Genomic DNA, 21,276 nt, shown 5'->3' on the forward strand with positions numbered 1-21,276 from the left:
AAACGCGCGATGCCTTACGCCTACAAGCACACGGCGAACCTTCTAGTTTCATCGTCAATATTAAAAGAATATTTAGTAGTTTCCCTCCGTGATCTACAGCACGCTGTCACTAAAAAATAGTGATTAGTGATATTTTTCACAAAGATAGGGCAATGGGTGCTAACTATGTCGCCGCTAAAGTAATTAAAGAAACTGGCGATATGGCAAAAAAGAACTATCCGATAAATACCCTTGTTTAATAGCGGTTATTTCCACTTTTGGCCAGGGGAAAGATACAAGTTTCTCCCACCCCCAGCGTCTGATACTATTACTTGATATGTAGGTGATAAACCGCACCATACCATTAAGAATAAAGAGGTTATTTTATCCATGGCACTCATAGGCATTTTCTTTGGCAGTGACACCGGCAATACCGAAAACATTGCCAAGACAATCCAACAGCAACTGGGCAGTGATGTTGCAGAGGTTCATGACATCGCCAAAAGCAGCAAAGAAGATATCGAAGCGTTTGATATCCTGCTGCTTGGCATTCCGACTTGGTACTATGGTGAGGCCCAGTGTGACTGGGACGATTTCTTTCCGACACTAGAAGAAATTGATTTCAATGGAAAAATTGTTGCCCTGTTTGGCTGTGGCGACCAGGAAGACTACGCAGAATACTTTTGTGACGCGATGGGAACGCTGCGCGATATCATTGAACCGCGCGGGGCAACGATTGTCGGCAACTGGTCAACCGAAGGTTACTATTTTGAAGCGTCTAAAGGGCTGGCAGACGATAACCACTTCATCGGTCTGGCTATTGATGAAGATCGTCAACCTGAACTGACCGGTGAACGCGTGAGTGCCTGGGTCAAACAAATCAGCGAAGAACTCAACCTGAAAGCGCTGGTGGGTTGATCGCCCCCTGTTTTACACAGAAGCCCTGACAGCAATGTCAGGGCTTTATTAATAGATAAAACCGATTAAATTAATAGAAACATTTTTTTAACTTCCCGGTCTAAGCCTGTACAATAGTACCCATCGGTTTTGTACGTTTATCAATTTTCTCCATTTTACAACAAGAGATTGCGCGCGAATGCACACTTTCTTTATGGAGACGGTATTGTTAACATCCCATGGTTTTCATTTTTAATGCGCGGTTCTATAATTGAGACGCCATTACAATTTTTGAGCCGACCGATGTCATAGGCTTAATTGCCCCCATCGACGAGAAAGCAACAGGACTAAACCCGCATGACTGACAATAACACCGCATTAAAGAAGGCCGGCTTGAAAGTCACTCTGCCAAGACTGAAGATTCTGGAAGTGTTGCAGGATCCGGAGTGTCATCACGTCAGCGCGGAAGATTTGTATAAAAAACTGATAGATATGGGCGAAGAAATCGGTCTGGCGACCGTTTATCGCGTGCTTAACCAGTTTGATGATGCCGGTATTGTCACCCGTCATAATTTTGAAGGTGGTAAGTCAGTGTTCGAGCTGACACAACAACACCATCATGACCATCTTATTTGCCTGGATTGCGGACGCGTTATTGAATTCCGTGATGAATCTATCGAAGTGCGTCAGCGCGAAATCGCAGACAGACACGGTATTAAACTGACTAACCACAGTTTGTACTTGTATGGCCATTGCAGTACGGGCGACTGCCGCGAAGAAGAAACGCTCCACGACCCGAAATAAGCCAGGCTTTGTTCTGATTGATGCCGTAAAAAAACCGCCCAAAAAACAGGCGGTTTTTTCATTTCAGTCAGCGTTGGCCTCAACCAACCCAAGTATCACGCAGACCTACCGTACGGTTAAACACCAGATGTGTTTCGCTTGAATAACGGCGATCGGCACAGAAATATCCTTCGCGTTCAAACTGATACGCTTTTTCCACTTCTGCTTTTACCAAACTCGGCTCAACAAAGCCCTGAGCCACTTTTAGCGAATCCGGGTTAATCGTTGCAAGGAAGTCATCCGCAGCGCCTGGATTTGGCACGCTGAATAGACGATCGTAAAGGCGGAATTCAGCTGGCAGCGCATGTGCGGCAGAAACCCAATGGATAACCCCCTTCACTTTACGCCCGTCAGCCGGGTCTTTACTCAAGGTTTCGGCATCATAGGTGCAATATAGCGCGGTGATAACACCCTGTTCATCTTTCTCAACGCGTTCCGCCTTGATGACATACGCATTGCGCAAGCGCACTTCTTTACCCAGCACCAGACGCTTGTACTGTTTGTTCGCTTCTTCACGGAAATCGGCACGATCGATATAAATCTCACGGCTGAACGGCACCTGACGCGTGCCCATTTCCGGCTGATTCGGGTGATTTGGCATGGAAACCCACTCTTCGTGGCCTTCTGGCAGGTTCTCGATAATCACTTTTACCGGATCCAACACCGCCATGGCGCGCGGTGCATGCTCATTCAGGTCATCACGAATACAGGATTCCAACGCCGCCATTTCGACATTATTGTCCTGTTTGGTCACGCCGATACGACGACAGAATTCGCGCACGGAAGCGGCAGTGTAACCACGGCGACGCAGGCCGGAGATAGTCGGCATGCGGGGATCGTCCCACCCTTCAACCACTTTTTCAGTCACCAACTGATTCAGTTTGCGTTTAGACATCACCGCATATTCCAGATTCAAGCGCGAGAATTCATACTGGCGCGGATGACAAGGAATGGTGATATTGTCCAACACCCAATCATACAGGCGTCGGTTGTCCTGGAACTCCAGCGTGCACAGTGAGTGCGTAATCCCTTCCAGCGCATCGGAAATGCAATGCGTGAAATCGTACATAGGATAGATGCACCATTTTTTCCCGGTCTGATGATGTTCGGCGAATTTGATACGGTACAGCACAGGATCGCGCATCACGATGAACGGTGATGCCATATCAATCTTGGCGCGCAGACACGCAGTGCCCTCAGCGAAGCCACCATTACGCATTTTTTCAAACAGGTTCAGGTTTTCCTGAACGCTGCGATCGCGGTAAGGACTGTTTTTACCGGGAGAGGTCAGCGTGCCACGGTATTCGCGGATCTGCTCGGCAGAGAGTTCGTCCACATAGGCCAGCCCTTTACCAATCAGTTCGACCGCGTACAGATGCAACTGGTCAAAATAATCAGAAGAATAGCGAATATCACCGCTCCAGGAGAACCCTAACCATTGCACATCCCGCTTGATGGACTCAACATACTCGATATCCTCTTTCACCGGGTTGGTGTCATCAAAACGCAGATTACACTGACCGTTGTAATCTTTCGCCACCCCGAAATTGAGGCAAATGGACTTGGCATGGCCGATATGCAAGTAGCCATTGGGTTCCGGCGGAAAACGGGTTTGTACCAGGCTGTGTTTTCCAGACGCCAGATCTTCATCAATGATCTGACGGATAAAATTGGTTGGGCGGGCTTCTGCCTCACTCATGCTTGATTCCTCGATGCAAAACGACACATAACCCGCAATGATCCAACAAGCTACGGCAGGACACAACTGTTACTTGCACTAAATCTTATGAATTACACAGAAAGAAGCAAAACGGCTGATGATTACGCATGAGGTAACCGAAAGCGGGCGGATGGTAATACCAACAGCGATAAAAAATGCGGCGTCAGGAATGCCCCACGCCGCACCATTCAACAACGACACTACCCTTATTGCTGGTTTTGAATATCCTTTAAGGCCGTGGCGATGGCTTCTGCCTGCGTCCCCACGACAATTTGTACATTCTGTTTATTCAAGCGGATAACCCCCGCCGCGCCCAAGCGTTTTGCCTGGGCTTCGTCCACGTGCGCAGAATCCACCACATTCAGCCGCAGACGCGTGATACAAGCATCGATCCCGACCAGATTGGCCTTACCGCCCAGCGCCGCCAAATATCCCTGGGCCAGAGACGTCGTATCATTCACCTTCTTTTCGGCAACGCTTTGATTTAACGTAAAACCATCGGCTTCACTGCCGTCAACCGACTGCTCGCGCCCCGGCGTCAGCAAGTTGAAACGTTTGATGGTGAAACGGAACGTCACATAGTAGATAACAAAGAACACTAGCCCTTGCGGGATCAACATATACCACTGGGTTGCCAGCGGGTTGCGCGAGGAGAGCGCCATATCGACCAGCCCGGCGCTGAAACCAAAGCCCGCAATCCAATGCATACTTGCGGCAATGAACACTGAGATCCCGGTCAACACGGCATGCAACACATACAGCACCGGGGCAACGAACATAAATGAAAACTCAAGCGGTTCGGTGATCCCGGTAAAGAAAGCGGCGAACGCGGCGGCCATCATAATCCCCGCCACTTTGCTTTTATTTTCCGGACGAGAACAGTGATAAATTGCCAGCGCAGCACCCGGTAAACCAAACATCATGATGGGGAAGAACCCGGCCTGATAGCGCCCCGTGATGCCAACCACCGCTTTGCCCGCATCAATGGACTGCTGCCCACCGAGGAAGTTTGGAATATCGTTAATGCCCGCCACATCAAACCAAAATACCGAGTTCAACGCGTGGTGCAGCCCGACAGGAATGAGCAAGCGGTTGAAGAACGCATACACGCCCGCCCCTACCGATCCCAACTGCTGGATATGCTCGCCAAGAGTCACCAACGCACTAAAAATCACTGGCCAGACATACATCAGGATAAAAGCAACAACGATCATCAGGAACGAGGTCAAGATCGGCACCAGCCGACGCCCACTAAAAAACGATAATGCTTCAGGCAGTTTGACATGGCTGTAACGGTTGTAGAGTTCAGCCGAAATAATACCGACCAGAATACCAATAAATTGGTTTTGGATTTTGCTGAATGCCGGAGGCACTTCCGCCAGCGGGATATGCTGGATCATTGAAACGGCTGCGGGAGAGCACAGCGTGGTCAGCACCAGAAAACCGACGAACCCGGTTAACGCTGCCGCCCCGTCTTTATCTTTGGACATACCATAAGCGATGCCCACCGCAAACAGCACCCCCATGTTTTCAATGATTGCGGCACCGGATTTAATCAGCAGGGCTGCAAGCGCACTCTCACTCCCCCACCCATTGGGATCGATCCAGTACCCTATCCCCATGAGAATCGCTGCGGCTGGCAACGTCGCCACTGGCACCATCAGCGCTCGACCAACCCTTTGCAAATAGCTAAGAACACTCACATTATCCTCTCTCTCCCGCCAGGGGATACCAAACTGCCCGTTAAACCGATTCACAGCAGCCATCTCATACCAGGCGGCTTGTGCTTGAAGTGTAAAAAAAATAATTTGCCACGCAAATTAAACCCTAACATTCTGTGACATGACGCGCAAAATACCCGCATATTAAATCATTATACCTCTCAATTTCCTCACCTTATTTCAAGATAAAAAAAAACAAGCTAGACTCACTAATAACCTATCTTTATCATCCAGGCAGTAGCAAATCGGTTCACTGGTTTTGGAACGCTTATCCGGAGATTTATGTATGAGACTTATTCCCGTCACCACATCAGAGCAGGTAGGCAAATGGGCAGCACGGCATATTGTGCAGCGTATCAATGCCTTTAACCCCAGCGCTGAGCGCCCTTTTGTGTTAGGCCTGCCAACAGGCAGCTCACCGTTAGAAGCTTATAAAGCGCTTATCGTGATGCACAACGCGGGGCTGGTCAGTTTTAAGCACGTGGTGACATTTAATATGGATGAGTATGTCGGTCTGCCAGCCGCACATCCACAAAGTTATCACACGTTCATGTATGAGAATTTCTTCAATCACGTTGATATTCAGCAGGAAAATATTAACCTGTTGAACGGTAACGCTTCAGATGTGGTGGCAGAATGCCAACGCTACGAAGAGAAAATGGCCTCCTATGGCAAGATTCACCTGTTTATGGGCGGTGTAGGTAATGACGGGCATATTGCGTTTAATGAACCCGCCTCGTCCTTAGCCTCCCGTACGCGGATCAAGACGTTAACCGAAGAGACCCGCACCGCCAATTCCCGTTTCTTCGAAGGGGATGTGTCTCAGGTTCCCAAATATGCGCTTACCGTCGGCGTCGGCACCCTATTAGATGCTGAGGAAGTGATGATTTTGGTGTCTGGCCGTAACAAGGCACAAGCGTTACAGGCAGCCGTAGAGGGCAATGTCAATCACATGTGGACCATCAGTTGTCTGCAACTGCATGCCAAGGCAATCATTGTTTGCGATGAGCCCTCTACCATGGAGTTGAAAGTAAAAACCGTGAAATACTTCCACGAGTTGGAAGCTGAAAGCATTATCGGTCTTTAATCTGTAAGCCGGGAGTTCAAGATGTATGCGTTAACCCATTGTCGTATCTATACCGGGCACCAAATACTGGATGACCATGCCATCGTTATCAACGGTGACACGATCGACGGCGTGTGTCCCGAATCCGATCTTCCCGCCCCCCTGCCACGCCACGATCTGAATGGTGCCTCGGTGGCCCCCGGCTTTATCGATTTGCAGCTTAACGGCTGCGGTGGCGTCCAGTTCAATGACAGCCTTGATGCCATTTCCATTGCCACGCTAGAAACCATGCAGCAGGCCAATCAACGTTCAGGCTGCACCAGCTTTCTCCCTACGCTTATCACTTCCAGTGATGCCTTTATCAAGCACGCGGTTGAAACCATGCGCGCGTATCTTGCGTTACACGCCAATCAGGCTCTCGGCCTGCATATTGAAGGACCGTGGCTGAATGTAGTGAAAAAAGGTACGCACGATGCCCGCCTGATCCGCGCGCCAGAGCAACAACTGGTCGACTATCTTTGTGCCAATGCGGATGTGATTGGCCAAATCACGCTGGCACCAGAAAAGGTGCCAGCCGCCATGATTCGCCAGCTAAGCCAGGCAGGGATCGTGGTGTCGGCCGGTCATTCCAATGCCACCTGGCAGGAAGCGAAACGCGGATTTGCTGCCGGTATTCGCTTTGCCACCCACCTGTTTAATGCCATGCCGTATATTAGCGGGCGCGAACCGGGTTTAGTGGGCGCTATTTATGACGCCCCAGAGATCTACTGCGGCATCATTGCCGACGGGATGCACGTTGATTGGGCCAATATCCGCAACAGCAAACGGATCAAAGGTGAGAAACTCGTACTGGTCACCGATGCCACGGCCCCGGCTGGCGCTGATATCGATAGGTTCACTTTTGCCGGTAAAACCATATACTACCGGGATGGGTTGTGCGTGGACGACAACGGCACGCTGAGCGGTTCGGCACTGACGATGATCGATGCCGTCAAAAACAGCGTGAAACATGGCGGTATTGCGCTGGATGAAGCGCTGCGCATGGCAACCCTTTACCCAGCGCGCGCCATGCATCTGGACGATCGGTTAGGCAGTATTGAAAATGGAAAAATCGCCAACCTGACAGTATTTGATGATGGGTACCACGTCCTTCATACCTTCGTAAATGGCAACAGCGTCTATACGCAATAACACGTGTAGCAAACGCTTAGGCTATCTGAGGTAGGGTGGATATAAAATGAGGCCGAAAAGATAAGCGAGCGTTCAAGAATGACGACAGGCGGACAAGCACAAATAGGGAATGTTGATCTGGTCAAGCAGTTAAATAGTGCCGTTGTCTATCGTCTGATTGATCAACAAGGCCCTATTTCCCGCATTCAGATAGCCGAATTCAGCCAGTTGGCCCCTGCCAGCGTCACGAAAATCACCCGTCAGTTGTTGGAGCGTGGGTTAATCAAAGAAGTTGACCAACAAGCTTCTACGGGCGGGCGACGTGCCATTTCCATCATTTGTGAAACGCGGCCTTTTCACGCGATCGCCGTGCGTCTGGGTCGTCATGGTGCCACGATTGCGCTCTACGATCTTCAGGGTAAATCGCTGAGCGATGCCCACTACCCATTGACAGAAAGTACGCAGGATACGCTGGAAGCCTCACTGTTTGACGCGATCAGCGACTTTATCACCATCAATCAACGCCGTATTCGGGAACTTATCGCCATCTCGGTCGTACTCCCCGGTTTGGTCGATCCCTCGGCGGGAATCGTACATTACATGCCGCATATCAGCGTCGATAAATGGCCGCTGGTACAGTTGCTACAACAGCGCTTCAAGGTCACGTGCTTTGTCGGCCATGATATTCGCAGCCTGGCGTTGGCTGAACACTATTTTGGTGCCACTCACGACTACCCCGACTCTATTCTGGTCCGCGTTCACCGTGGCACCGGCGCGGGCATTTTGGTCAACGGACAAATATTCCTCGGTAGCAACGGCAACGTGGGCGAAATCGGACACATTCAAATCGATCCTCTCGGCGAGCGCTGCCACTGCGGCAACTTTGGCTGTCTGGAAACCGTGGTGTCCAACGGTGCGATAGAGCAACGTGTCGCTCATCTTCTGTCCCAAGGATTCAGTAGCAAACTGACACCCGAAGAGTGCACCATCACCGCCATCTGCAAAGCCGCTAATCGGGGTGATACGCTAGCGCAAGATGTGCTCGAACATGCGGGTAAGTATTTAGGCAAAGCGCTTGCCATCGCCATCAACCTGTTCAATCCGCAGAAGGTCGTGATTGCGGGTGAGATAACCGATGCCGAGAAAATTCTGCTGCCAGCCATTCAACGCTGCGTCAATACTCAGGTGCTGAAAGAATTTCGTCAGCATCTGCCGATTGAAGTCTCCACACTGAACCACCTCTCTCCCATTGGGGCTTTCGCGCTGGTAAAACGCGCCATGCTTAACGGTGTGCTGTTGCAGCATTTACTGGAACCCTCTTGATGGTGGACGTTTGCGGGATTATGAAATCCGCAAAAATCCGTCCTCAATAGCCACACTGATTATCATTTTTTCACAAACAAGCCTTTCGCATTGAATAAAACACATGCCAAAGGCTTTTTTCATTAAATGATATTGAATTCAAGTGGCATTTTGATGCTAAATCATTGTCATTGGTACAGCAAAAGGCAACGCGAACCGTTGTGGCATTGTCCCACTCAAGGTTGCTGACGCCATAACCGTGTTATTTCACTTCAGACAGGTGAGCAAGAGGGAGTTCTTTATGTGTTCTATTTTTGGTGTGTTGGATATCAAAACCGATCCGGTTGAATTGCGTAAAAAAGCGCTGGAGCTATCTCGACTGATGCGCCACCGCGGCCCGGACTGGTCTGGTATTTATGCCAATGAAAAAGCGATTTTGGCCCACGAACGTCTGTCTATCGTTGACGTCAACACCGGTGCCCAACCGCTCTACAACCAGGCTCACACCCATATTCTGGCTGTCAACGGTGAAATCTATAACCATCAAGCATTGCGCCAGCAGTACGGCGACCGTTATGCCTTCCAGACCGGTTCTGACTGCGAAGTCATTCTGGCACTGTACCAGGAAAAAGGGCCGGAATTCTTAGACGACCTGCGAGGCATGTTCGCTTTTGCACTGTATGACAGTGAAAAAGACGCTTACCTGATTGGCCGTGACCATTTAGGTATTATCCCGCTGTATATGGGTTACGACGAACACGGCAACTTGTACGTAGCTTCCGAAATGAAAGCGCTGGTGCCGGTATGCCGCACCATTAAGGAATTCCCGGCAGGTAGCTACCTGTGGAGCAAAGACGGCGAAATTCGCGAATACTACCATCGTGACTGGTTCGACTACGATGCCGTCAAAGACAACGTGACCGACAAAGAAGCGCTGCGTGAAGCGTTGGAAGAATCGGTGAAAAGCCACCTGATGTCCGATGTGCCTTACGGCGTACTGCTTTCTGGCGGCCTGGATTCTTCCGTTATTTCCGCAATCACCAAGAAATTTGCCGCACGCCGCGTGGAAGACGACGAACGTAGTGAAGCCTGGTGGCCGCAGCTGCACTCTTTCGCCGTTGGCTTGGAAGGCGCGCCGGATCTGAAAGCCGCGCAAGAAGTGGCAAACCATTTGGGCACAGTGCACCATGAAATCCACTTCACCGTGCAGGAAGGGTTGGATGCCATTCGCGACGTGATTTATCACATCGAGACTTACGACGTGACCACCATTCGTGCGTCTACGCCGATGTATCTGATGTCACGTAAAATCAAAGCGATGGGCATCAAAATGGTGCTGTCCGGTGAAGGCTCTGATGAAGTATTCGGTGGTTACCTGTACTTCCACAAAGCGCCTAACGCCAAAGAGCTGCACGAAGAAACGGTGCGTAAACTGCTCGCGCTGCATCAATACGATTGTGCGCGTGCCAACAAAGCCATGTCCGCCTGGGGCGTGGAAGCACGTGTACCGTTCCTGGATAAAAAATTCCTGGATGTGGCAATGCGCATCAACCCTCAGGACAAAATGTGCGGCAACGGGAAAATGGAGAAACACATTCTGCGTGAATGTTTTGAGTCCTACCTGCCACACAGCGTCGCCTGGCGTCAGAAAGAGCAGTTCTCTGATGGCGTAGGGTATAGCTGGATCGACACGCTGAAAGAGGTAGCAGCAAAACAGGTTACCGATCAGCAACTGGAAACCGCCCGCTTCCGTTTCCCGTACAACACGCCAACGTCCAAAGAAGGCTACCTGTACCGCGAAATCTTCGAAGAGCTGTTCCCAGTACCGAGCGCCGCAGAATGCGTGCCTGGAGGCCCTTCTGTCGCCTGTTCTTCGGCAAAAGCGATCGAATGGGATGAATCTTTCAAAAAGATGGACGATCCATCAGGTCGTGCGGTTGGTGTTCACCAATCAGCGTACTGAGCGTAGCCGTTATAGAACATTGCCTTATGGTGATTGTCTCGAATAAAAATGGGCCCTTTATGGGCCCGTTTTTTTCCCTTTTGTCACAGGAAAACCTGTTTTATTGCCGCTTTTCTCATCATACTGTTCACAACCCAAACAAACGAACCGTCACAGGCGTTTTTAGGGAAAAAATGTGTTGACGCAATTCGGCCAACTACGCATAATGCGCCCCGCAACGCCGATGAAGGTGACGCGGAAAAGATGGCTACGTAGCTCAGCTGGTTAGAGCACAGCACTCATAATGCTGGGGTCACAGGTTCGATTCCCGTCGTAGCCACCATCTTTTCTTGCGGGAGTGGCGAAATTGGTAGACGCACCAGATTTAGGTTCTGGCGCCGCAAGGTGTGCGAGTTCAAGTCTCGCCTCCCGCACCATTCCTTCACGGTTGTTAAGCAACAAGGCATGTTAGGGTATTGGGGTATCGCCAAGCGGTAAGGCACCGGTTTTTGATACCGGCATTCCCTGGTTCGAATCCAGGTACCCCAGCCACCTTAATGCCGCATCGGATTGCACGTTGTTGGGGTATCGCCAAGCGGTAAGGCACCGGTTTTTGATACCGGCATTCCCTGGTTCGAATCCAGGTACCCCAGCCATGTAATTGATGCTATGTGATTGAAGTTAAAAGTTTTTGTTGAAAAGCAAAAATCCAAGATGTACTATTTGGCTACGTAGCTCAGCTGGTTAGAGCACAGCACTCATAATGCTGGGGTCACAGGTTCGATTCCCGTCGTAGCCACCACATTTTTGGGGTATCGCCAAGCGGTAAGGCAGTGGATTCTGATTCCACCATTCCGAGGTTCGAATCCTCGTACCCCAGCCAAAAAAACGCTGGTAATGCAGCGACAAACAGGGCGACAGTCGAAAGACGTCGCCCTGTTTGCTTTTGTGCGTTATTCAATAAAGATTAAAGGCCACCGGGCGGTAACCCGGTGGCCTTAGTTACGTTTCCGACATTATGTCAGGAAAATGCGGATCAGTTCCAAAAACGCTAATAGCGCCTTTAGGACGATGATGGCCGATTCTACAATCGCTCTCATCCGTTTGCTCCGGTTGGGAGCGCGATTCCCCTGATCGTTACCTTTACGCTGCCTGTTCGATCGGGTTCCTTCAGTGTTAGTTGATAAGAGTCACGCTCCGGCTGAGGCACTAAATCGGCACCACCCGTATCTAGCCAGGGCTTATCTATACAATCTTTATGTAACGTCTTTACCAGCCGAAACGCGCTCAACTAACCGGGTAAATTATAGACAGGCAATGAGCAGAAACCATCAACGAACGATAAATGAAAAAGCCCAACGGGTGAAGTTGGGCTTTTTCATAAACTGACGGAATTTAGCACTTACCTGAACAGTAAAAAAACTGTCCTCAGCAGCGTGACTCTCATCAACTAACGCTCACACTATATCGTCTGGCGAAAAAAAACTCAACCTAACAGGATAGAAGTGATATCAATGCGCCACCGACTTGGAGAACAGGTTAATGACAATCACGCCCAGAACAATCAGCAACATTCCCAGTATCGCAGGCAAATCGAGCTTCTGGCCGTAAAATAGCCAGCTTACCGTGGCAATCAACACGATCCCAACGCCAGACCAGATGGCATAAATGATGCCCGTCGGCAGCGTGCGCATGGTCAGAGAAAGGCAATAGAACGACACACCATAAAAGATTACAGTAACGATGCTGGGCATCAAACGACTAAAGCCATCCGAAAGTTTGAGCGCCGACGTGGCGATCACTTCCGCCACAATGGCGAGAGAAAGAAACAGATACGTCATAAACAACCACTACCTTACAAAATCGCGCTCGTGCGCCTGAAAAATCGACAACCATCACCACGCTAACACCAGCACATTACACACCGATGGCATATTTCAGCGCCAGCGTTTTGAGATGACCGGCACGCTCAGCGGCCAGCAATGCCATATTTCGGGCAAAGGTCAACGGCGGTAAACGATTACTGAACGCGTTATAAAACAGATCCATGCCATTTTGCATTAACAGATTATCGGCCTTACGCCGACGCTGATAGCGCAGCAAAACGGCTTCACTGTGCCAGCACTCCCCGGCATCCCGCGCGCCCGTCACAACATCAATCAACGCGTCGGCGTCGCGATAACCGAGGTTCACGCCCTGCCCGGCAAGCGGATTAATGGTATGAGCGGCATCCCCTACCAAGGCAACCCCTTCAGCCACATAACGTTGTGCATGACGACGCACCAGTGGGAACGCCCCGGCGGCAACCGACTTCACGGGCCCCAAACGCGCGGGGAAAGTCTCTGCAATCGCGCTGTCCAACTGCGGCGACGACAGTGATTGAAGCTGACGAATGCGGCGCGGGCTGTCATACCACGCCAACGCGCCCCATGATCCAAACAGCGGTAAAAATGCACGCGGCCCCTGAGGTGTAAACTGCTGCCAGGTACAATCCTGCTGAGGTTGCTGGGTATCAACGGCAATCAACATACACGATTGTCGGTACTGCCATCCATTAATGCCGATACCCGCCCACTGGCGCACACGCGAGTTCGCGCCATCCGCGCCGAGCACCAAAGGCGCACTCAATGACTCTCCGCTCTCCAGCACGATCTGCCAGCACGCAGGCGTGCGAACCATGCTGCGTATCTGCGCGGGGCAACGAATGTCACACCGCTGCTGCTCTGCCAGGCATTGCCACAGCGCCAGTTGCAATACCCGGTTTTCTACCATAAATCCCAATTCGGGCAGGTGCAGGTCGGCGGCGCTAAAGGCAACCCGAGCGTCATCCCATTCCCAGGTTTCCAACCGGCGGTAAGGCGCACAGCGCATCTGCTCAACGCCCGACCATGCCCCCAACGACTTTAACAGTGCAACAGAGGCATATCCTAGCGCTGAAACCCGAATATCCGGCACACTGTCGTCCATAAAAGCAGCGGGGGCAGCCTGCTCTAACACCGCGACCTGAAAACCGTTGCGCGCGAGCCCGAGCGCGACTGCGGCACCGACCATCCCGCCACCGACCACGATGGCATCATACCGTTGATTTATTCCGTTCATCGTGCCTAAACCGACTCAAACTGTGTGACTGATAGGCACAGTGTACTGGATTTTCGACAACCGCGTTGACTCTGCGAAAAAACGCTTAACAAATTTCGCGCTCTGGTCACAACCGCAGCAAAAGATTACAATGCGTGCCCCGTCCGTATTTCCGGGCATCTATGATTTGGTAATACGCTTTTTCACCCGCACTGAGTAATGACAAGTCGATGACAAAGAAACTGCACATTAAAACCTGGGGCTGTCAGATGAATGAATACGATTCATCCAAGATGGCTGACCTGCTGGAAAGTACACACGGTTATGAGCTGACCGAGGTGGCCGAAGAGGCTGACGTTCTGCTGCTGAATACCTGTTCTATCCGTGAAAAGGCACAGGAAAAAGTTTTCCATCAACTTGGCCGCTGGAGAGCACTGAAAGAGAACAACCCCGACCTGATTATTGGTGTGGGCGGTTGTGTTGCTTCTCAGGAAGGTGAGCATATTCGCGAACGCGCCAGCTATGTCGATCTGATTTTTGGCCCGCAAACGCTGCACCGCCTGCCAGAAATGATTAACCACGTTCAAGGCACGCGTAGCCCAGTGGTGGATATCAGTTTCCCGGAAATCGAAAAATTTGACCGACTGCCGGAACCTCGTGCCGAAGGGCCGACGGCGTTTGTGTCCATCATGGAAGGGTGCAACAAATACTGCTCATTCTGCGTGGTGCCTTATACGCGCGGTGAAGAAGTCAGCCGCCCCTGTGACGACGTCTTATACGAAGTTGCACAGTTGGCCGCACAAGGGGTACGCGAAGTTAACCTGTTGGGTCAAAACGTCAACGCCTATCGTGGCGAAAATTTTGATGGCAGCATCTGCACGTTTGCCGATTTGCTGCGTCTGGTAGCGGCAATAGACGGAATCGATCGCCTGCGCTTCATCACCAGTCACCCGATTGAGTTTACCGACGATATCATCAGCGTCTATGAAGATACCCCTGAATTGGTGAGCTTCCTTCATCTGCCGGTGCAAAGCGGTTCCGATCGTATTCTGACCATGATGAAGCGTCGCCATACCGCGCTGGAATACAAAGCGATTATTCGTAAACTGCGCAGCGCGCGACCGGATATTCATATCAGTTCCGACTTTATTATCGGCTTCCCTGGTGAAACCCAGGAAGATTTTGAACAAACCATGAAACTGATTGGTGACGTCAATTTTGATATGAGCTTTAGCTTTATCTACTCTGCGCGTCCGGGTACTCCCGCTGCAGACATGGTTGATGATGTCAGCGAAGAAGAGAAAAAACAGCGCCTGTATATTCTGCAAGAACGTATCAGCCAGCAGGCGATGCAGTTCAGCCGCCGTATGTTAGGCAGCATCCAACGTATTCTGGTGGAAGGTACATCGCGTAAAAGCGTGATGGAACTGTCAGGTCGTACGGAAAATAACCGCGTGGTTAACTTCGAAGGCACACCGGATATGATTGGTAAGTTCGTCGATGTTGAAATTGTCGACGTTCGTCCGAATTCACTGCGCGGTGTGGTTGTTAAAACGGAAGACCAAATGGGCCTGCGCATCAGCGAGTCTCCGGCCTCCGTGATTGCACGTACCCGCAAAGAGAACGATATCGGCGTCGGCCTCTATCAGCCATGATGGATGACCCGCACGGGCGATACGTTCGTTCGCCCGTGCACTTGCCAACCGCGCGTCATCACCACTTGCACCTTTCCCTATTACCGATAAATAATTCAATCATCATCTTGCACCTTATTGCTCTCATCACCCACGATGACGAGCGCTGATATACCAAGAGGAATAATTTGAACGTTACGATAAAAGAGATTGCCCTCGAACCTGCTGATAATAAACGCCTGCTTAATCTGTGCGGCCCCTTTGATAGCAATATCAAACAGTTGGAGCGCCGTCTCGGAATCGAAATCAACCGTCGAGACAATAAATTCAAACTGGTCGGAAAAGGCCTGTGCATTGAGGCGGCGGCAGATATTCTGCAACGTCTCTATGTGGATACCGCGCCCGTGCGTGGCGTGGAAGGGGATATTGACCCGGAGCAGATTCATCTGTCCATCAAAGAATCAGGCGTGCTTGAGCAAAGCGCCGAGAGCGTGCCGGATTTTGGCAAGGCGATCAACATCCGTACCAAACGCGGCATCATCAAGCCGCGCACACCGAATCAGGCGCAGTATATCGCCAATATCCTCGACCATGATATCACCTTCGGCGTAGGCCCTGCGGGAACGGGGAAAACCTATCTGGCGGTCGCGGCGGCGGTGGATGCGCTCGAGCGTCAGGATATCCGCCGCATTCTGTTAACGCGCCCAGCCGTTGAAGCGGGAGAAAAACTTGGCTTTCTGCCCGGTGATTTGAGCCAAAAGGTCGATCCTTATCTGCGCCCGCTCTACGATGCATTATTCGAAATGCTGGGGTTTGAGCGCGTGGAAAAACTCATTGAGCGCAACGTGATTGAAGTAGCGCCGTTGGCCTATATGCGCGGTCGCACGCTGAACGACGCCTTTATCATCCTCGATGAGAGCCAGAACACCACCATCGAACAGATGAAGATGTTCCTGACCCGTATTGGCTTCAACTCCAAGGCCGTCATCACGGGTGACATCACCCAGATTGACCTGCCACGTAATATCAAATCGGGGCTACGCCACGCGATTGACGTGTTGGCCGATGTGGAAGAGATCAGCTTTAACTTCTTTCACAGTGAAGATGTGGTACGCCACCCGGTGGTTGCGCGCATCGTCAACGCCTATGAAGCCTGGGAAGAAGCCGACCAGAAACGCCGTGCCGCGCAGGCCGAAGAGCGCAAACGCGAAGCACAAGCAGCCAGTGCCCCCGCCGTATCAGAAGCGGGTGATAAGCAGGAGTCACAATGAGTCAGGTTATTCTCGATTTACAAATCGCCAGCGACAATACAGCAGGCTTGCCCAGCGAGCAGGATTTTCAGCGTTGGCTGGAGGCAGTACTGCCGCAGTTTCAACCAGAAGCGGAAGTCACTATTCGTATCGTTGATGAAGCGGAAAGCCACGAACTGAATCACACCTATCGCGGCAAAGATAAGCCCACCAACGTGCTCTCTTTTCCGTTTGAAGCGCCGCCTGAAGTCGAATTGCCGCTATTAGGCGATCTGATCATTTGCCGCCAGGTGGTGGAGCAGGAAGCCATTGAACAGCAAATAACCGCAGAATCCCACTGGGCACATATGGTGATACACGGCTGTCTGCATCTGCTGGGTTATGATCACATCGAGGACGATGAAGCAGAAGAGATGGAAGCGCTGGAAACCGAGATCATGCAGCAAATGGGTTATGCTGACCCTTACTTGTCCGAAAAAGAGTAAGCCAAGGCAGCAACGTGAAGTATGACGGATATATTCTGTTATCATGAAAAATACAGTAGATTACCGTGAGCCTCGGTATTTTTCTTGATGGCGCATTTTTCGTTATGATGCCCTCTTCGTCATCATAACTTAACGGCGTTATGGTTAAACATAACGCCACGCGCGGTAATCACCGTGCACCTTTATGTCAACCCGCCCGCACGCCTGATGGTCTTACAGCGCATGCCCCTTTTGCGTGGTTGATGATAATTGACTAACCAGAGAGACAGTAAATAAAACGCCATGAGCGACGACCATTCTCAAAACAGCGATAGCCCCAGCCCCAAGAAAGGATTCTTCTCACTGATCCTTAACCAGCTTTTTCATGGTGAACCCAAGGATCGTAGTGACCTCCTCGCCTTTATCCGTGATTCCGAACAAAACGATCTGATCGACCCAGACACCCGCGACATGCTCGAAGGGGTAATGGATATCGGGGAGCAGCGCGTACGGGATATCATGATCCCTCGTTCGCAAATGATCACGTTGAAGCACAATCAAACGCTGGAAGAGTGTTTGGATGTGATCATCGAATCAGCGCATTCGCGCTTTCCGGTGATCAGCGAAGACAAGGACCACATTGAAGGCATCCTGATGGCCAAGGATCTGCTGCCGTTTATGCGCAGCGATGCCGAGCCGTTCAGCATGGAACAGGTGCTGCGTCCCGCCGTCGTGGTGCCGGAAAGTAAACGCGTGGACCGTATGCTGCACGAGTTCCGTTCCCTGCGTTATCATATGGCTATCGTCATCGATGAGTTTGGCGGTGTTTCTGGTCTGGTCACCATTGAAGATATTCTTGAGCTGATCGTTGGCGAAATCGAAGATGAGTACGATGACGAAGAAGATCGCGATATTCGTCAACTGAACCGACACACCTATACCGTAAGAGCGTTAACGCTGATTGAAGATTTCAATGAGGCGTTTGGCACCCAGTTCAGCGATGAAGAAGTGGACACCATCGGCGGGCTAGTAATGCAAGCCTTCGGCCATCTGCCAGCGCGTGGTGAAACCATCGACATCAACGGTTACCTGTTCAAAGTTGCCATGGCGGACAGCCGACGTATTATTCAGACTCATGTCAGAATCCCTGACGAGGCGCCTCAACCAACACTGGAACCTTAATTCGACAATGTCTGTCATGTCTGTTTTACGACGCCAGCGGGTGCGCATCCTGCTGGCGCTGTTCTGCGGTGCCTGGGGCACCTTGGCGTTTTCACCGTTTGATTTCTGGCCCGCCGCGCTGATTTCTCTGTGCGGATTGCAAGCCCTGACGCTGAACAGAACCTGGCGGCAATCCGCCGCTATTGGTTTTAGCTGGGGCTTTGGCCTGTTTGGCAGCGGTGTGAACTGGGTGTATGTCAGTATCGCCGAGTTCGGCGGCATGCCGGAAGCTATTAACGTATTTCTGGTGGTGTTGCTGGCGCTGTATCTGTCACTTTACCCCGCGCTCTTCGCGGGGCTGTTAACGCGCATTTGGCCGCGAACGACGCTGGTGCGTCTGATCGTGGTCGCGCCAGTCCTGTGGCAGTTCACCGAGTGGCTGCGCGGTTGGGTACTCACCGGCTTTCCCTGGCTGCAATTTGGCTATAGCCAGATTGACGGGCCGCTGCAAGGCCTAGCGCCACTGCTTGGGGTTGATGGTATCAACCTCTTGTTGGTGATCATTGCCGGCCTGCTGGTATTCGGTACCACACGACGCAAAACCATCCCGCTTTACTGCGCCATTGCGCTGCTGCTTCTGCCTTGGCCGTTGAAGTTTATCCACTGGTTCACGCCTCAACCAGAGCGCGCGGTCAACGTTGCGTTGGTGCAAGGCAATATTGCCCAGGCGCAAAAATGGGATCCCAACGCGCTGCAACAGATTCTGAACATCTACCGCGACGCCACGGTTCCTTATCTGGATAAAGCGCCGATCGTTATCTGGCCAGAATCGGCCATCCCTGATATAGAAACGCGCCAGCAAGACTACTTGCAGCACATCGACGACTTGCTGCGTGCACACAGCAGCAGTCTGGTCACCGGCGTTGTAGATGCACGCCGGCGCACCAACGAGCAGGTTGACTTCTACAACAGCATTATCGTGCTGGGTGGCAGCGAGTCGTACCGTTATCCCAGCAGCAACCGCTACAACAAGAATCATCTGGTGCCGTTTGGTGAGTTTGTTCCGCTGGAAACGCTGTTGCGGCCGTTGGCACCGTTTTTCGATCTGCCAATGTCTTCGTTTAGTCGTGGTCCATACCAACAACCTCAACTTATGGTAAACGGTATACGGATGACGGCCACGGTCTGCTATGAAATTATTCTCGGGCAGCAAGTGCGCGATAACTTCCGACCTGACACCGATATGCTGCTGACTATCTCCAACGATGCCTGGTTTGGTCGTTCTATCGGCCCATGGCAACATTTTCAGATGGCTCGCATGCGTGCGCTTGAGTTAGGGCGTCCGCTACTGCGTGCGACCAACAATGGCGTGACTGCCGTGATCGGTCCACAGGGTGAAATCAGTGCCGAACTGCCGCAGTTTACGCGCAAGGTGCTGCTCACCAAGGTGACACCCACCACGGGTATCACCCCTTACGCCCGCTTTGGTGCCTGGCCAATGTGGATCATTCTCGCCGTGCTGGTCGTTGTAGCCTGCATCGCGCGTCTGCGTCGTTAACACAATAACCGGCAGGCGCGACCTGCCGGTTTCCCGTCAATACTTACCATACCTTCGTGTAATACCCGCCCTCTCCTATTTGCATAATTGGCACATCATTTGCTTATTATTCATTGAATAACAGAGTGTAACGGGATGATTCCGTTGTTTGCTTTCTGAAAACCAGCGAAAAAGCACCCTGATGGGGCAATCAGCGCACCAAAATAGTGCTAAACGATTTTAGTGCAGTGATTTAGTGCAGTTGAGTTCTCAAAAGACAAACAAATTTATTTCATTTTGTTCACAATCGGCTATTTTTTAAAGATAAAGGCAAGTACTCGCTCTTTTATGGTGCATAACCTGTCGCACCCGAGAGAGCGCTCTATCGGCATGATTGAATTCGCAACCGCCTTAGCGTCATAGCGACTGCCGTCATCACAACAGCAAAGGAGTTACAACATGCAAATGCGTAAACTGGCACTGTCACTGCTTCTGATTGGTACAGCCGCAAGCAGCCTGGCTCATGCAGAAGAATTAACGGGGACGCTGAAAAAGATCAAAGACAATGGCGTCATCGTTGTTGGCCACCGTGAGTCTTCCGTGCCATTTTCCTACTATGATAACCAACAGAAAGTGGTTGGTTACTCTCAGGATTACTCGAACAAAATTGTCGATGCGGTCAAAGCGAAAATTGGCGTTGCCGATCTTCAGGTCAAACTGATCCCGATCACGTCCCAGAACCGTATCCCGTTGCTGCAAAATGGCACCTTTGATTTTGAGTGTGGTTCCACCACCAACAACCTGGAACGTCAGCAACAAGCCGCCTTCTCCAATACCATCTTTATCGTTGGTACGCGCCTGCTGACTAAAAAAGACTCGGGCATTAAAGACTTCCCGGATCTGGCGGGTAAAACCGTGGTCGTTACCTCTGGCACCACCTCTGAAAAACTGCTTAACCAGTTGAACGAAGAGAAAAAACTTAACATGCGTATCATCAGCGCCAAAGACCATGGCGATGCCTTCCGCACCATGGAAACTGGCCGCGCCGTTGCCTTTATGATGGATGATGCGTTGCTGGCCGGTGAACGCGCCAAAGCCAAACAGCAGAGCGACTGGGTGATCGTCGGCACAGCGCAATCTGAAGAAGCCTATGGCTGTATGCTGCGTAAGGACGACCCGCAGTTCAAAAAACTGGTCGATGACACCATCGCGACGTTGCAAACCTCCGGTGAAGCGGAAAAATCCTTTGATCGCTGGTTCAAGCAGCCAATTCCGCCTAAAGATCTCAACATGAACTTCGATTTGTCAGCCGAGATGAAAGCGCTGTTTAAAGCGCCTAACGATAAAGCATTAAACTAACAACAAGTGAAAACAAGGGCAGACAGCTTGCCCTCGATTGTTGACTCGTGGCTGGACAGACAGGCGTCAGACGGTCGTTCCCCGTCTGGCGTCCCGGCCCAAGCAGTGGATATCGCAGGTGTTGATTAACCGCACTGCCCTTTCCCACCAATG

17 protein-coding genes and 6 tRNA genes are annotated in these 21,276 nt (G+C 51.3%); 18 read left to right on the forward strand and 5 right to left on the reverse strand.

From position 1 onward, the window contains the following. The first annotated feature begins 369 nt into the window (after positions 1–369). Both fldA and fur read left to right on the forward strand, forming a co-directional pair. Positions 370–897, forward strand: coding sequence for a flavodoxin FldA (gene fldA, locus J5224_RS04050; RefSeq protein ID WP_264624136.1), 528 nt, complete (start codon positions 370–372; stop codon positions 895–897). 336 nt (positions 898–1,233) lie between these two features. Further along, positions 1,234–1,680 carry a ferric iron uptake transcriptional regulator gene (gene fur, locus J5224_RS04055; protein ID WP_264624137.1) on the forward strand — a complete coding sequence of 149 codons (447 nt, stop codon included), beginning with the start codon at positions 1,234–1,236 and terminating at the stop codon, positions 1,678–1,680. A gap of 79 nt (positions 1,681–1,759) precedes the next feature. Here the strand turns inward: fur and glnS are convergent, their stop codons facing one another. Both glnS and nagE read right to left on the reverse strand, forming a co-directional pair. Further along, positions 1,760–3,418: a glutamine--tRNA ligase gene (glnS, locus tag J5224_RS04060; protein WP_264624138.1), complete on the reverse strand. Its 1,659-nt coding sequence runs from the start codon at positions 3,416–3,418 to the stop codon at positions 1,760–1,762. Between the two features lie 227 nt (positions 3,419–3,645). Next, positions 3,646–5,142: an N-acetylglucosamine-specific PTS transporter subunit IIBC gene (gene nagE / locus J5224_RS04065; protein WP_264624217.1), complete on the reverse strand. Its 1,497-nt coding sequence runs from the start codon at positions 5,140–5,142 to the stop codon at positions 3,646–3,648. Between the two features lie 304 nt (positions 5,143–5,446). Between nagE and nagB the strand changes: the two genes are divergently transcribed. From nagB to J5224_RS04115, 10 genes are all read left to right on the forward strand, one after another. Next, positions 5,447–6,247: a glucosamine-6-phosphate deaminase gene (nagB, locus tag J5224_RS04070; RefSeq protein WP_264624139.1), complete on the forward strand. Its 801-nt coding sequence runs from the start codon at positions 5,447–5,449 to the stop codon at positions 6,245–6,247. A gap of 21 nt (positions 6,248–6,268) precedes the next feature. Beyond that, positions 6,269–7,417, forward strand: coding sequence for an N-acetylglucosamine-6-phosphate deacetylase (gene nagA / locus J5224_RS04075; RefSeq protein ID WP_264624140.1), 1,149 nt, complete (start codon positions 6,269–6,271; stop codon positions 7,415–7,417). Positions 7,418–7,495: 78 nt separating this feature from the next. Further along, positions 7,496–8,719 carry a DNA-binding transcriptional regulator NagC gene (gene nagC, locus J5224_RS04080; protein ID WP_264624141.1) on the forward strand — a complete coding sequence of 408 codons (1,224 nt, stop codon included), beginning with the start codon at positions 7,496–7,498 and terminating at the stop codon, positions 8,717–8,719. Between the two features lie 280 nt (positions 8,720–8,999). After that, entirely contained in the window at positions 9,000–10,661 is a 1,662-nt protein-coding gene (gene asnB, locus J5224_RS04085) for an asparagine synthase B (protein WP_264624142.1), read from the forward strand. A gap of 245 nt (positions 10,662–10,906) precedes the next feature. Beyond that, positions 10,907–10,983 (forward strand) — tRNA-Met (locus tag J5224_RS04090). Positions 10,984–10,992: 9 nt separating this feature from the next. Further along, positions 10,993–11,077: transfer RNA gene (locus J5224_RS04095), tRNA-Leu, on the forward strand. A 40-nt stretch (positions 11,078–11,117) separates the two neighbouring features. Next, a tRNA-Gln gene (locus J5224_RS04100) sits at positions 11,118–11,192 on the forward strand. Between the two features lie 29 nt (positions 11,193–11,221). Then, positions 11,222–11,296 (forward strand) — tRNA-Gln (locus tag J5224_RS04105). Between the two features lie 69 nt (positions 11,297–11,365). Next, positions 11,366–11,442: transfer RNA gene (locus J5224_RS04110), tRNA-Met, on the forward strand. Between the two features lie 6 nt (positions 11,443–11,448). After that, positions 11,449–11,523 (forward strand) — tRNA-Gln (locus tag J5224_RS04115). A gap of 133 nt (positions 11,524–11,656) precedes the next feature. Here the strand turns inward: J5224_RS04115 and dinQ are convergent. The 3 genes from dinQ to ubiF form a co-directional block, all read right to left on the reverse strand. Continuing rightward, positions 11,657–11,740, reverse strand: coding sequence for a damage-inducible type I toxin DinQ (dinQ, locus tag J5224_RS35760; protein WP_413544641.1), 84 nt, complete (start codon positions 11,738–11,740; stop codon positions 11,657–11,659). Positions 11,741–12,151: 411 nt separating this feature from the next. After that, positions 12,152–12,481: an SMR family transporter gene (locus J5224_RS04120; protein WP_264624143.1), complete on the reverse strand. Its 330-nt coding sequence runs from the start codon at positions 12,479–12,481 to the stop codon at positions 12,152–12,154. A gap of 76 nt (positions 12,482–12,557) precedes the next feature. Beyond that, complete coding sequence (gene ubiF / locus J5224_RS04125) at positions 12,558–13,739, reverse strand: 3-demethoxyubiquinol 3-hydroxylase (RefSeq protein WP_264624144.1); 1,182 nt, start codon at positions 13,737–13,739, stop codon at positions 12,558–12,560. 209 nt (positions 13,740–13,948) lie between these two features. Here ubiF and miaB point away from each other — a divergent pair, with 209 nt between their 5' ends. From miaB to J5224_RS04155, 6 genes are all read left to right on the forward strand, one after another. Then, a complete protein-coding gene (gene miaB / locus J5224_RS04130) occupies positions 13,949–15,373 on the forward strand; it encodes a tRNA (N6-isopentenyl adenosine(37)-C2)-methylthiotransferase MiaB (protein ID WP_264624145.1) in 1,425 nt (474 codons plus the stop codon). A gap of 167 nt (positions 15,374–15,540) precedes the next feature. Further along, a complete protein-coding gene (locus tag J5224_RS04135) occupies positions 15,541–16,623 on the forward strand; it encodes a PhoH family protein (protein ID WP_264624146.1) in 1,083 nt (360 codons plus the stop codon). Further along, positions 16,620–17,087, forward strand: a complete 468-nt coding sequence (gene ybeY, locus J5224_RS04140; RefSeq protein WP_264624147.1) for an rRNA maturation RNase YbeY — start codon at positions 16,620–16,622, stop codon at positions 17,085–17,087. The genes J5224_RS04135 and ybeY overlap by 4 nt, the downstream gene beginning before the upstream one ends. Before the next feature lie 282 nt (positions 17,088–17,369). Further along, positions 17,370–18,248 (forward strand): CNNM family magnesium/cobalt transport protein CorC, encoded by an 879-nt coding sequence (corC, locus tag J5224_RS04145; protein WP_264624148.1) that lies wholly within the window; start codon positions 17,370–17,372, stop codon positions 18,246–18,248. A gap of 7 nt (positions 18,249–18,255) precedes the next feature. Then, entirely contained in the window at positions 18,256–19,785 is a 1,530-nt protein-coding gene (lnt, locus tag J5224_RS04150; RefSeq protein WP_264624149.1) for an apolipoprotein N-acyltransferase, read from the forward strand. A 438-nt stretch (positions 19,786–20,223) separates the two neighbouring features. After that, entirely contained in the window at positions 20,224–21,123 is a 900-nt protein-coding gene (locus J5224_RS04155) for an amino acid ABC transporter substrate-binding protein (protein ID WP_264624150.1), read from the forward strand. Positions 21,124–21,276 lie beyond the last annotated feature (153 nt).

Source organism: Candidatus Symbiopectobacterium sp. NZEC135 (assembly GCF_025962695.1).

Bases quoted from the DNA above. Each gene is read 5' to 3' on its own strand.
- ubiF (WP_264624144.1), bottom strand. From the start codon at position 13,739: ATGAACGGAATAAATCAACGGTATGATGCCATCGTGGTCGGTGGCGGG.
- J5224_RS04155 (WP_264624150.1), top strand. From the start codon at position 20,224: ATGCAAATGCGTAAACTGGCACTGTCACTGCTTCTGATTGGTACAGCC.
- ybeY (WP_264624147.1), top strand. From the start codon at position 16,620: ATGAGTCAGGTTATTCTCGATTTACAAATCGCCAGCGACAATACAGCA.
- nagC (WP_264624141.1), top strand. From the start codon at position 7,496: ATGACGACAGGCGGACAAGCACAAATAGGGAATGTTGATCTGGTCAAG.
- corC (WP_264624148.1), top strand. From the start codon at position 17,370: ATGAGCGACGACCATTCTCAAAACAGCGATAGCCCCAGCCCCAAGAAA.
- glnS (WP_264624138.1), bottom strand. From the start codon at position 3,418: ATGAGTGAGGCAGAAGCCCGCCCAACCAATTTTATCCGTCAGATCATT.
- lnt (WP_264624149.1), top strand. From the start codon at position 18,256: ATGTCTGTCATGTCTGTTTTACGACGCCAGCGGGTGCGCATCCTGCTG.
- asnB (WP_264624142.1), top strand. From the start codon at position 9,000: ATGTGTTCTATTTTTGGTGTGTTGGATATCAAAACCGATCCGGTTGAA.
- nagA (WP_264624140.1), top strand. From the start codon at position 6,269: ATGTATGCGTTAACCCATTGTCGTATCTATACCGGGCACCAAATACTG.
- nagB (WP_264624139.1), top strand. From the start codon at position 5,447: ATGAGACTTATTCCCGTCACCACATCAGAGCAGGTAGGCAAATGGGCA.
- fldA (WP_264624136.1), top strand. From the start codon at position 370: ATGGCACTCATAGGCATTTTCTTTGGCAGTGACACCGGCAATACCGAA.
- miaB (WP_264624145.1), top strand. From the start codon at position 13,949: ATGACAAAGAAACTGCACATTAAAACCTGGGGCTGTCAGATGAATGAA.
- fur (WP_264624137.1), top strand. From the start codon at position 1,234: ATGACTGACAATAACACCGCATTAAAGAAGGCCGGCTTGAAAGTCACT.
- J5224_RS04120 (WP_264624143.1), bottom strand. From the start codon at position 12,481: ATGACGTATCTGTTTCTTTCTCTCGCCATTGTGGCGGAAGTGATCGCC.
- dinQ (WP_413544641.1), bottom strand. From the start codon at position 11,740: ATGAGAGCGATTGTAGAATCGGCCATCATCGTCCTAAAGGCGCTATTA.